Source organism: Streptomyces sp. NPDC029169, from assembly GCF_055563935.1.
This window is the reverse complement of record NZ_JBVHXA010000012.1, coordinates 1-11,700: the sequence shown is the minus strand read 5'-3', so window position 1 is coordinate 11,700 and position 11,700 is coordinate 1. Positions and strand designations below refer to the sequence as shown.

The 11,700-nt window shown below is 73.3% G+C and carries 10 protein-coding genes; 7 read left to right on the top strand and 3 right to left on the bottom strand.

Features of this window, described 5'->3' with window-relative positions; translation table 11 throughout:
* Window positions 1–155: 155 nt before the first annotated feature.
* From ACZ4VI_RS22025 to ACZ4VI_RS22015, 3 genes are all read left to right on the top strand, one after another.
* Complete coding sequence (locus tag ACZ4VI_RS22025; RefSeq protein ID WP_468001532.1) at window positions 156–779, top strand: GntR family transcriptional regulator; 624 nt, start codon at window positions 156–158, stop codon at window positions 777–779.
* Window positions 780–1,671: 892 nt separating this feature from the next.
* Complete coding sequence (aceE, locus tag ACZ4VI_RS22020) at window positions 1,672–4,368, top strand: pyruvate dehydrogenase (acetyl-transferring), homodimeric type (RefSeq protein WP_468001530.1); 2,697 nt, start codon at window positions 1,672–1,674, stop codon at window positions 4,366–4,368.
* 40 nt (window positions 4,369–4,408) lie between these two features.
* The gene (locus ACZ4VI_RS22015; RefSeq protein ID WP_468001529.1) at window positions 4,409–5,371 is read left to right on the top strand and encodes a helix-turn-helix transcriptional regulator; all 963 of its coding nucleotides are present in this window, start codon (window positions 4,409–4,411) and stop codon (window positions 5,369–5,371) included.
* Window positions 5,372–5,378: 7 nt separating this feature from the next.
* Here the strand turns inward: ACZ4VI_RS22015 and ACZ4VI_RS22010 are convergent, their stop codons facing one another.
* The gene (locus tag ACZ4VI_RS22010) at window positions 5,379–6,302 is read right to left on the bottom strand and encodes an SDR family oxidoreductase (RefSeq protein ID WP_468001527.1); all 924 of its coding nucleotides are present in this window, start codon (window positions 6,300–6,302) and stop codon (window positions 5,379–5,381) included.
* A gap of 100 nt (window positions 6,303–6,402) precedes the next feature.
* On the opposite strand from ACZ4VI_RS22010, the gene ACZ4VI_RS22005 reads away from it, so the two are divergent.
* Window positions 6,403–6,921 (top strand): DUF4240 domain-containing protein, encoded by a 519-nt coding sequence (locus tag ACZ4VI_RS22005; protein WP_468001885.1) that lies wholly within the window; start codon window positions 6,403–6,405, stop codon window positions 6,919–6,921.
* Window positions 6,922–6,965: 44 nt separating this feature from the next.
* On the opposite strand, the gene ACZ4VI_RS22000 is transcribed toward ACZ4VI_RS22005, so the two are convergent.
* Entirely contained in the window at window positions 6,966–7,754 is a 789-nt protein-coding gene (locus ACZ4VI_RS22000; protein ID WP_468001525.1) for an SDR family NAD(P)-dependent oxidoreductase, read from the bottom strand.
* Window positions 7,755–7,876: 122 nt separating this feature from the next.
* Here ACZ4VI_RS22000 and ACZ4VI_RS21995 point away from each other — a divergent pair, with 122 nt between their 5' ends.
* On the top strand, window positions 7,877–8,563 hold the full coding sequence (locus tag ACZ4VI_RS21995; protein WP_468001523.1) for a TetR family transcriptional regulator: 687 nt from the start codon (window positions 7,877–7,879) through the stop codon (window positions 8,561–8,563).
* Here the strand turns inward: ACZ4VI_RS21995 and ACZ4VI_RS21990 are convergent.
* A complete protein-coding gene (locus ACZ4VI_RS21990) occupies window positions 8,517–9,053 on the bottom strand; it encodes a GNAT family N-acetyltransferase (RefSeq protein ID WP_468001521.1) in 537 nt (178 codons plus the stop codon). The two genes, ACZ4VI_RS21995 and ACZ4VI_RS21990, sit on opposite strands and share 47 nt — an antisense overlap.
* A gap of 38 nt (window positions 9,054–9,091) precedes the next feature.
* Between ACZ4VI_RS21990 and ACZ4VI_RS21985 the strand changes: the two genes are divergently transcribed.
* The gene (locus tag ACZ4VI_RS21985; protein ID WP_468001519.1) at window positions 9,092–10,003 is read left to right on the top strand and encodes a TIGR01777 family oxidoreductase; all 912 of its coding nucleotides are present in this window, start codon (window positions 9,092–9,094) and stop codon (window positions 10,001–10,003) included.
* 197 nt (window positions 10,004–10,200) lie between these two features.
* Window positions 10,201–11,604: an NAD(P)/FAD-dependent oxidoreductase gene (locus tag ACZ4VI_RS21980; RefSeq protein ID WP_468001517.1), complete on the top strand. Its 1,404-nt coding sequence runs from the start codon at window positions 10,201–10,203 to the stop codon at window positions 11,602–11,604.
* Window positions 11,605–11,700 lie beyond the last annotated feature (96 nt).

Here is an 11,700-nt window from a genome sequence, read left to right as displayed (position 1 = left end):
GCAGAGGGGCTCTGCACATGGTACATAGCCGACGACCCACCCCCCCCCCCCCCCCCCCCCCCCCCCCCCCCCCCCCCCCCCCCCCCCCCCCCCCCCCCCCCCCCCCCGCCGCCGTATTGTCTTGAGTGTCAACGCGTCCCTTAAGGAGCGGCTTCATGAGCGTGCCCGTCGTCCACTCGCTGCGCGAACAGATCCGCGAGCACATCGTGGAGGGCATCGTCAGTGGCCGCTGGAAGCCGGGCGAGCGGATCGTCGAGCGCCGGATCGCGACCGAGCTGGAGGTCAGCCAGACGCCGGTGCGCGAGGCGCTGCGCGAGCTGGAGTCGCTGCGGCTGATCGAGTCGTCCCCCAACAAGGGTGTACGGGTACGGAACCTCACCGCGGCCGACCTCGAGGAGAGCTACCCGGTCCGGGCCGGTCTGGAGCAGATCGCGGCGGAGCTGGCGGCGAACCGGCTCGCGGCCGACTGCTCGGCCCTGGAGCCGCACGTGGCGGCCCTGTACGAGGCGGACCGGGCGGCCGACGGGACGGCGCAGGTGCGGCACACGGTGGGCTTCCACCGCGAGCTGGTGAAGGCGGCCGGGAACAGCGTACTGCTGCACACGTGGGAGGGCCTGGGCATCGAGGTCTTCACGGCGCTGTCGATCCGCTGGCTGGGCACGGTCCAGAAGTCGTACGCGGAGGAACACCAGGAACTCGTGGAGGCCTTCCGCCGCGCGGACCCGAACATCGGCGCCCTGGTCAAGGCCCACGTCCTGGGCTGCGCCCCGAGGGCGTAGCCCTCGGGCGCGCGGCGGCCACGACATCTGGAGCGCCGCCCCCGTGCCCGTGACGGGTCCCCCAAACCCCGCCGGGGCCGGGTCGGGTCTGGCTTCCCAGGGGCCCCGCGCCGCGAAGCATGCGCGCACCCGCGCCGCCCCGGCACGCGGGGCCAGGGAGCGTCGACATCCAGCCCCGGGCACTCCGCAGCCCTGGCGCACAGCGGGCGCCGGCGGCCAGGGGCCCGGCCCCGCGGCGGGGAGGGAACATTCATCGCGGCTCCTTCCGCACCCACGCGGCAGCTCCGCGCCGCGAAGCGCGCGCAGGCCCGCGAGCCGGGGCGCTGTTCGGGGGCTCCGCCCCCGCCCGCTGCGGCAGCTTCGCGCCGCGAAAGGCGCGCAGGCGCACGACGCCGGGCGCCGCAGGCGTCTCAGGCACGGCAGCCGCCGGCCGCCGGGGGAACACGTTCCTCGGGGCTCCGCGCCGCGACGCAGGCGCGTGCCCACTCCGTCCCCGCGCGGCAGCTCCGCGCCGCGAAGCAGGGGCGTGCCTACGCCGCGGCCCGGCGCGGGGCGGCAACGCCTCAGCGTCGGCACCACCCGCCCGGCGGGCGCGGCGGCCAGGGGCCCCGACTCCGCGAGCGCCCCGCGCCCGGCGCCGCAGCCCGGGGGGCGCTCATTCGTGCGACGGGGCCCTCATCCGGTGCCTCACCTGGGAAAACAAGGCACCCGGTGCCTGATTTCGCGGCACCCTGTGCCGACTTTCCGGTTCCGGCGAAGTTTTTCTCTTCAACGCTTTGATCGATCATCGATCGGCGGCTTACAGTCTTCGGCGGGCCGCACCCCGGCCCTCGCCCTGTCCTGCCAGACAAGGCACCCTTCTCCACCCCCATCTGTCCGGAAGGCGGCGATCATGACCGGTCCCGTAGGCAACATTCCGAGTGAGCTCGACCAGCTCCCGGACCGTGACACCGAGGAGACCGCCGAGTGGGCGGCCTCCCTGGACGCCGTCACCAAGGCCGCCGGCCCTCACCGGGCCGCCTACCTGATGCGCCGCACGCTCCAGCACGCCGAGGGCGCGGGCCTCGCCCTGCCCAAGCTGCTGGAGACGGACTACGTCAACACCATCCCCACCTCCGCCGAGCCGGCCATCGACGGCGACGAGGAGATGGAGCGCAGGATCACCGCCTGGAACCGCTGGAACGCCGCCGCCATGGTGACCCGCGGTGCCAAGCACGGCGTCGGCGGCCACATCGCCACCTTCGCCTCCGCCGCCTGGCTGTACGAGACCGGCTTCAACCACTTCTTCCGCGGCAAGGAGCAGGACGGCTCCGGCGACCAGCTCTACATCCAGGGCCACGCCTCCCCCGGCATCTACGCCCGCGCCTTCCTCGACGGCCGCCTCACCGAGGCCCACCTCGACAACTTCCGGCAGGAGTCCGGCGGCAACGGCCTCCCCTCCTACCCGCACCCGCGCCGCCTCCCCTGGATGTGGGAGTTCCCGACCGTCTCCATGGGTCTGGGCCCCCTCTCCGCCATCTACCAGGCGCGCTTCAACCGCTACCTCACCAACCGCTCCATCAAGGACGTCTCCGCCTCCCACGTGTGGGCGTTCCTCGGCGACGGCGAGATGGACGAGCCCGAGTCGACGGCGGCCCTCGCACTCGCCGCCCGCGAGGGTCTCGACAACCTGACCTTCGTCATCAACTGCAACCTGCAGCGCCTCGACGGCCCCGTCCGCGCCAACTTCAAGATCGTGCAGGAGCTGGAAGCCCAGTTCCGCGGCGCCGGCTGGAACGTCGTGAAGTCGCTGTGGGGCAACGCCTGGGACGAGCTCTTCGCGCTCGACACCACCGGCGCCCTCGTCCGCCGCCTCCGCGAGGTCCCGGACGCCCAGGTCCAGACGTACCAGACCCGCGACGCCGCCTACATCCGCCAGGACTTCTTCGGCTCCGACCCGGCGCTCGTCGCCATGGCGCAGCTGCTGAGCGACGACAAGATCCTGGAGTGCTTCCACCTCTCCCGCGGTGGCCACGAGCCGCGCAAGGTGTACGCCGCGTACAAGGCCGCCCTGGAGTTCAAGGGCGCGCCGACGGTGATCCTCGCGCAGACCGTCAAGGGCTTCACCCTCGGTGAGGGCTTCGCGTCGAAGAACGCGAACCACCAGATGAAGAAGCTCAGCACGGACGAGTTCAAGGCCATGCGCGACCTGCTCGACCTGCCGATCTCCGACGCCCAGTTCGTCGACGGCGTCGTGCCCTACGGCCACCCCGGCGCCGACTCCCCCGAGGTCCGCTACCTCCAGGAGCGCCGTGCGGCCCTCGGCGGCCCGGCCCCGGCCCGCCGCGTCCAGCCGCTCGCCCCGCTGCCGGCCCCGGCCGAGAAGACCTTCGCCGCCTTCGACAAGGGCTCCGGCTCGCAGTCGGTCGCGACCACGATGGCGTTCGTACGACTGGTCAAGGACCTGGTCCGCGACAAGGAGACCGGCAAGCGCTGGGTCCCGATCGTCCCGGACGAGGCCCGCACCTTCGGTATGGAGTCGCTGTTCCCCTCGCTCGGCATCTACTCGCCGAAGGGCCAGACGTACGAGCCGGTCGACCGCGACCAGCTGATGTACTACAAGGAGGCCGTCAACGGCCAGATCCTCAACGAGGGGATCACCGAGGCCGGTTCGATGGCCGACTTCATCGCCGCTTCATCGTCGTACGCGACGCACGGCGAGGCGATGATCCCCTTCTACATCTTCTACTCGATGTTCGGCTGGCAGCGCACCGCCGACCAGATGTGGCAGCTCGGCGACCAGCTCGGCCGCGGGTTCCTCGTCGGCGCGACGGCCGGCCGTACGACGCTGACCGGTGAGGGCCTCCAGCACGCCGATGGCCACTCCCCCGTCATCGCGGCGACCAACCCGGCCGCCCTGACGTACGACCCGGCGTTCGCCTACGAGGTCGCGGCGATCGTCAAGGAGGGTCTGCGCCGGATGTACGGCGAGGCCGCCGAGGGCGAGGACCAGAACGTCTTCTACTACCTCACGGTCTACAACGAGCCGATGCCGCAGCCGGCCAAGCCGGCCGGGGTCGACGAGGGCATCATCAAGGGCCTGTACCGCTTCAACACGGCGGAGTCGGCCGGCCTGGACCTGCCCGCGAACGCCGCGCGGATCCAGCTGCTCTCCTCCGGTACGGCCATCCACTGGGCCCTGGAGGCGCAGAAGCTGCTCGCCGCCGAGTGGGGCGTGGGCGCCGACGTGTGGTCCGCGACCTCCTGGACGGAGCTGCGGCGCGACGCGCTGGAGGCCGACGCGGCACTGCTGCGCGGCGAGGAGCAGGTGCCGTACATCCGCAGGGCGCTGGAGGGCGTGGAGTCCCCGGTCCTGGCCGTGTCCGACTACATGCGTCAGGTCCCGGACCAGATCGCGCAGTGGGTCGAGCAGGACTGGTCCTCGCTCGGTGCGGACGGCTTCGGCCTGTCGGACACCCGCGCCGCGGCCCGCCGCCACTTCGGCGTCGACGCCCAGTCGATCGTCGTCGCGGCCCTGGCGCAGCTGGCGCGCCGCGGCGAGGTTCCCGCCTCCGCGGTGAAGGAGGCGCGCGAGCGCTACGGCCTGTAAAGGCCCCGGGCTTGTCAGTGGCGGCACGCATGATGGACTCATGCGTGCCGCTCGCCTTATCAAGATGGTGCTCCTCCTCCAGTCCCGTCCGTCCATGACGGCCGCCGAGCTCGCCGCGGAGCTGGAGGTGTCCGAACGCACCATCACCCGCGATGCCCTCGCCCTCTCCGAGGCGGGGGTTCCGGTGTACGCGGACCGGGGCAGGGCCGGCGGGTACCGGCTGATCGGCGGCTACCGCACGCGTCTGACGGGCCTGGCGCGCGGCGAGGCCGAGGCGCTGTTCCTGTCCGGACTGCCCGGCGCGCTGCGGGACATGGGACTGGAGGACGCGGCCTCGGCGGCCCGGCTGAAGGTGTCCGCGGCGCTGCTTCCCTCACTGCGCGACGCCCCGGAGTCGGCGGCGCAGCGGTTTCTGCTCGACGCGCCCGGCTGGTACCAGGAGCCGGAGACACCGGAGTTGCTGCCGCCGATCGCGGAGGCGGTCTGGGACGACCGGATGATCTCCGCCCGCTACCGGCGCGGCGACCGCGAGGTTGACCGCGACCTCGACCCGTACGGCCTGGTCCTGAAGGCCGGGGTCTGGTACCTGTGCGCGCGTTCCGGCACGGCGTTCCGTACGTACCGGGTGGACCGCTTCACGGCCGTTGCGCTCGGTGAGGAGCGTTTCGTACGGGACGAGGGGTTCGACCTGGCCGCCTTCTGGGCCGAGCGCGCGGCCGAGTTCGCCCGCTCGATCCTGCGCGCCGAGGTCGTGCTGCGGCTCTCGGCGGCCGGGGCGCGCCGACTCCCGTACGTGACGGACCGCGCGGCGGCCGAGGAGGCGCTGGCCGGCGGCTCCACGGACGCGGAGGGCCGGACGACGGCGACGCTCCTCGTGGAGAACGAGGAGGTCGCCCTCGGTCAGCTGCTGTCGCTGGGCCCGGAGGTGGAAGTACTGGCTCCGGACCCGCTGCGGGCCCGATTCGCCGAGGCGGCCCGGGGGCTCGCGGCGCTGTACGGCTGAGCCGGTGTCAGCGGTAGTCGTCCACCGACACGTCCGCGTCCTTCTCCTTGGCGATGATGAAGCCCCAGGCGTCCGGCTGTGAGCCGTCCGCGTCCGTGAAGCCGTACTCCTTCGCCAGCTGTCCGCTGGAGAGCGACTGCCCGTTCCAGCGTGCCCGGTCGGGGTCCGCGGCGAGGGCGGCGACGGCGCGGCCGACGTAGACAGGGGACTCGGCGACGGCGAAGTCGGGGACCTTGTCGGTCGCGTCGCGCCAGTTCGCCTCGGTCACCCCGAAGTGCTCCAGCATCTGTTCGGAGCGCAGCCAGCCGGGCGTGAGCGCGACCGCCGCGCAGCCGACCTCCTCAAGGTCCTTCGCGAGGCCGAAGGCCATCCGGATCGGCGCGTTCTTGGCCAGGTCGTAGAAGAGGTTCTCGCGGAACCTCGTGCTGTTGTACTCGGCCGTGCCGTCGGTGACCTCGATGACGAGGCCGCCGGGGTGCCGGATGAGCAGCGGCACCGCGAGCCGGGAGGTGATCGCGTGCGTCTTCACGCCGAGTTCGAGCATGCGCAGGCCGCCGTCGAGGTCCGTCTCCCAGAACCTCTCGCCGAACTTGATGAGGTGCTCGCCGCCCCATACGTCGTTGACCAGGATGTCCAGCCGGCCCCGCTCCTCGTCGATCCGTTCGACGAGTGCCCGGACCTGGTCGATCTCCAGATGGTCGGTGGGCACCGCGATGCCCTCGCCGCCGGCCGCCGTCACCAGCTCGGCCGTCTCCTCGATGGTCTCGGTCGCGCGGCCGACCTCGCTGACCTTCTCCCGGGTGGTGCGCCCGGTCACGTACACCGTCGCGCCCGCAGCGCCCAGCTGTACGGCGATGGCGCGCCCGGCGCCCCGTGTGGCGCCCGCGACCAGTGCGATCCTGCCGCGCAGCTGCTTCGTCTCTGTCGTCATGGAACGAGCGTGACAGGAAAGTAGGACATCTTCTGTCTGGTTTGAATTTGGGTGTTTCCGGGTGCGCCGCCCTCCCCCACCGTCGATGCTGGATGCCGTGATGGACGAAACGGAGTTCTGGGAGATCATCGACTCGACGCGCGAGGCCGCCGAGGGCGATCCCGAGGAACACGCCGACCTGCTCGTCGAGCGGCTGCTGCAGCTCGATCCCGACTCCGTGCTCGACTTCGCCCGCCACTTCGAGGCCCGCTACAACCGCGCGTACCGCTGGGATCTGTGGGGCGCGGCGGCGGTGCTGCTCGACGGGGCGAGCGACGACGTCTTCGACTACTTCCGCTGCTGGCTGATCGGGCAGGGCCGGGAGGTCTTCGAGGGCGCGGTGCACGATCCGGACGCCCTGGCCGAGCTGCTGGTCGACTTCGACACGGAGATCGACGGGGACGGCGAGGAGCTGGGGTTCGCCGCCGACGAGGCGTACGAGCAGCTCACCGGCATCGAGGCACCCGATCTGGGGATCCCGCCGCAGCCCGCGGAGCCGGAGGGCGTCGCCTTCGATCTGGAGGACGAGGCGGGGCTCGCGGAGCGCTTCCCGCGGCTGTGGGAGCGCTTCGGCGCGTGAGCCGATGAGGTACGGACCCGGTGTCCCGGGTCCGTGCCCCTCCGTCAGAAGTGCGTTCCGCCGTCGATGCGGACCTCGGTGCCGGTGATGAACCTGCCGTCCTCGGAGGCGAGCATCGCGACGACACCGGCCACGGTCTCGGGGCCGGCGAAGCCCTCGCCGATGGCCGGGGCGAGCTTGGCGAAGAGGGACCAGTCGGTGTCCTCGGGCAGGCCGGGGCCGGTGGACTGGCGGCTGGCGCCGGAGCCGTCGGTCATGCCGGAGGAGATGGATCCGGGCTGGACGGCGGTGAAGCGGATGCCCTGCTTGGCGTACTCGGCGGCGAGCGCGTGCGTCATGGACTGGATGCCGCCCTTGCTGGCCGCGTAGGCGGCCATGTACGGGTGGGCGAACATCGCCGAGGTGGAGGAGAAGTTCACGACGGCGGAGCCGTTGCCCTCCAGGAGGGCGGGTATCGCCTCGCGGATCACCAGGAAGGTGCCGGTGAGGTTGATCCGTACGACCTGCTCGAAGGCGTCGAGGGTCGTCTCGTGGGTGTGCGAGGAACGCAGGATGCCGGCCGCGTTGACCAGCACGTCCAGGCCGCCGCCCAGCGCCTCGACGGCGGCGGTGACGCCCGCGCGTACCGAGGTCTCGTCGGCGATGTTCACGACGAGCGTCGTCAGACGGCCCGCGTCGGCGCCTGCCTTGGCGACGGTGTCCTTGAGGCCGTCCTCGCTGATGTCGGCGGCGACGACGCTGCCGCCCTCGGCGAGCATGCGCAGCACGGTGGCCTGGCCGATGCCGGAACCGCCACCGGTGACCAGTGCGCGGCGTCCTACGTAGCGGTTCATGTCCTGTCCGACCTCTCGCTGGCGAGTCTCTCGATGCATAAGACACCGTACGCCTGGGTGGCACGTTTTGCCATGCCTGCATGACATGCAGGGTCGGCAGGGGTGGGGCTACCCTTCGTACGGTGAGTACCAAGCCCCCCGCCCCGACACTGACGGAGCGCCGCAAGGCCGCCACCCAGCTCGACATCGCGCGCGCCGCCGCCGAGCTCTTCACCGAGCGCGGCCCGGACGGCACGACGGCCGAGGACATCGCCCTGCGCGCCGGGGTCGCGCTGCGCACCTTCTACCGCTACTTCCGCTCCAAGCAGGACGCCGTCGCCCCGCTGCTTGCGGGCGGCGCGGACCGCTGGCGGGAGTCGCTCGCGGCGGCGGAGCCGGGTTCGACCGTGCCGGCCGCCCTGGAGCGGTCGATCGCCGAGGCGCTCGCGGGCGCCGACGAGGAGACGGCGGAGGGGCTGCGCTGGACGCGCGGGCTGCTGCGGGCGGCGGCCGAGGATCCGGCGCTGCGGGCGGTCTGGTACCGGGTCAACCAGGAGTCGGAAGAGAAGCTGCTCGCCGTGGTGGCGCAGCTGGCCGGCCCCGGCGCCGACCCGTTGGAGGTACGCCTCGCGGCGGCGGCGGCCACGGACGCGATCCGGGTGGCCCTGGAGGCGTGGGCGGAGACGGACGCGCCGGTACGGGGGAAGGGGGCACCGGCCGAGCTCGCGGTGCGCTGTCTGCGCGAACTGATGGGCGGGATGGGGCCGTTGACGCCTGGCTCGTCTAGGGCGCCTGGGTCGCCTGGGTCGCCTGGGTCGCCTCAGCGGTGACCGTACGGCCCATCAGAACGTCGTCCACGTACGTCCCGCCCAGGAAGAACTCGCCGGGCAGGACGCCCTCGACCGCGAAGCCCTCGGACTCGTAGAGCGCGCGGGCCGGGGTGTTGTGGCCGAGGACGCGCAGGGTGATCCGCTTGCCGCCCTGCCGCAGGGTCTCCGCCATCGCGGCGCGCAACAGCGCACGGGCCACGCCCCGGCCGCGGGCGCTCTCCGCGACGGCGAGACCCTGGATCTGGCGGACATGCCGGTTGCAGGCGAGCCGGGTGGGCGGAACGAGCCGCAGGTAGCCGACGACGGCGCCGTCGCGCTCGGCGACCAGGTAGTCCTCGGGCCGGTGCCGCTCGTCGAAGAACGGGCTGTACGGGGGCTCGGGCGGGGGCATCACGGCGTGCAGCGGCGACCAGGTGGACCGGTCGAGCTCCCCGAGGGCGCTCTCGTCGGCGGGTAGGGCCTGGCGTATGCGCGTCTCCGGCGTGACCATGCACCCAACTGTGTCACGCCCGGGCCGGGAGGGGCAGGATGGGCCGCATGGAATGCTCCCGCTCCCGCATCGCCGTCACCGGCGCGTCCGGACTCATCGGCTCGGCCCTGGTGCGCTCCCTGCGCGCCGACGGCCACCACGTCTCCCGCCTGGTGCGGCGGCCCGCCAGGACCGCGGACGAGGTCGAGTGGGACCCCGCGCGGCTGTACGTGGACGCGGCGGGGCTCGTCGGCGTCGACGCGGTCGTCCACCTCGCGGGCGCGGGGGTCGGCGAGCGCCGCTGGAGCGAGGCGTACAAGAAGGAGATCCGCGACAGCCGCGTGCTCGGTACGCGGGCGATCTCGGAGGCCCTCGCCTCGCTGGCCGAGCCGCCGAAGGTCCTGGTGTGCGGCACGGCGCTCGGCTTCTACGGTGACACCGGCTCGCGCGCGGTCGACGAGAGCGCGCCCGCGGGCGAGGGCTTCCTGCCCTCGGTGTGCGTGGAGTGGGAGGCCGCGGCGGCCCCGGCCGAGGAGGCCGGCATCCGGGTCGCGTACGCCCGCACGGGTCTCGTGGTGGCCGCCGAGGGCGGGGCGTGGGGCCGGCTGTTCCCGGTCTTCCGCGCGGGGGTCGGCGGGCGGATGGGCGACGGCCGGCAGTACTGGAGCTTCATCTCGCTGCACGACGAGGTGGCCGCGCTGCGGCATCTGATCGACACGGAGTCCCTCGCCGGGCCGGTGAACCTGACGGCCCCCGAGCCGGTCACCAACCGGGAGGTGACGGCGGCGATGGGCCGGGTCCTGCGCCGCCCGACGCTCCTCACGGTCCCGGCGCCGGCGCTGCGGCTGGTGCTCGGCGAGTTCGCGGTGGATGTGCTGGGCAGTCAGCGGGTGCTGCCGAGCCGCCTGTTGGAGTCGGGGTTCGATTTCGCCTTCCCGACGATCGACGAGTCGATCCGGGCGGCGGCCTGACGCGTCGCGGTCTCGTCGCGGTCCTTGTGGCCTGCTCGCGGTGCGACCCCGTGCTGCGTGCACCCCCGTGCGCGCCGCTGGCGCGGGTGGGGGCGGCTGCCCGAGGCTGGCATGCCCTGAATGCGAACTCGGGCATTCCGGGGGCGGGTTGGGGGCATAGGCCTCCCACCAAGCCGCGCCGACCTGGGGAGGGGCACGTGCTCAGTACCGCACGCCATACGGATGTCGTCACGGACGTCGTCATTGTCGGGGCCGGGATCGCGGGGCTCGCGGCCGCCCACCGGCTGACCAGCGCCGGGCTCGGGGTCACGGTCCTGGAGGCCGGGCCGCGGGTCGGCGGCCGGATGGTCACCGACGACGTGGACGGCTTCCGGCTCGACCGGGTGGGCCCGCTGCTCACGGCCTCGTACGCGGATCTGCTCCGCACCCGGGGCCTTGCGGGGGTGACGCTGCGGCCGTTCGCGCCGGGGGCGCTGGTCCACAGCGACGGCCGGTACGCGAGGATCGGCGAACCGTTCCCGCAGTTCCCGCAGTTCCCGCAGTTCCCACATGCCCGCCGACGCCCTCACCGTGCGCCGTGGGGCGTAGGGAGGGGGTACCCCCACGCCCCCTGGGGCGTAGGGGGCGCTTTCACGGTGGCGCGCGCCCTTGCGAGCGCCCCGCGAAATCCGGCCGCCTCGCTGGACCAGGCGCGCCTGGGTGCCTCGTTGGCGCGGCTCGCGGCGACGCCCGCGCAGCGGCTCCTTAACCGGCCGGAGCGGACCGCCCGCGAGGCCCTGACGGCCCGTCTGCCGACCCGTACGGTCCAGGGGGTGCTGCGGCCCCTGGTCGCGGCGCTGCTCGGCGACCCCGACCTGGTCACGTCCAGCCGCTACGCCGACCTCGCTCTGCGGGCCTTCGCGCGCGGCCGGCTGTGTGTGCCGGAGGGCGGGTCGGGGACGCTGCCCGAACTGCTGGCGGCGGCGCTGCCGCCAGGGACGGTACGTACGGGGGTGCGGGTCACGGATGTCGCGATCAACCGGGTCGAGACGGCGGAGCACGGGGTGTTCGGCTGCCGCTCGGTCGTCCTGGCGACGGGGGCGCGCACGGCGGCGGAGCTGCTGCCCGGGCTGCGCGTGCCGGCCTTCCACGCGGTGACCGTGCTGCATCACACGGCGCCCGAGCCGCCCGCGGCCGACCCTGTCCTGCTCCTGGAGTCCGACCCGGGCGGCCCGGTCGCGCACACGGCCGTCATGAGCGCGGTCGACCCCACGCGGGCGCCGGCGGGCCGGGTCCTGGTCACCTCGACGGTCCTGGGCACCCCGCCCGACGACGCGGAGCGCCGGGTCCGGAAGCACCTCGCGACCCTGTACGGGACGTCGACGGACGAGTGGCGGCTCCTCGCGCTCCAGCACACGCCCGCGGCGATCCCGGCGATGCCGCCCCCGCACGACCCCCGCCGCCCGGTCCGCCTGCTCGCGGGCCTCTACGTCTGCGGCGACCACCGCGACACGGCCACGCCCCAGGGCGCCCTCACCTCGGCCCACCGCGCGGCCCAGTCGCTGCTGACAGACCTGGGCATCCGCGCCCCGCAGACGGCTCCGGCGGAGGCGGTGGCGTAGCCCGTTGTGGGCATTCGTTCCGCTGGGGCGATGGGGGTCCCCCCTGCTCGAGCGAAGCCGAGAGCTTGGGGGAGGGTGGGCACAACGGACGGCGCC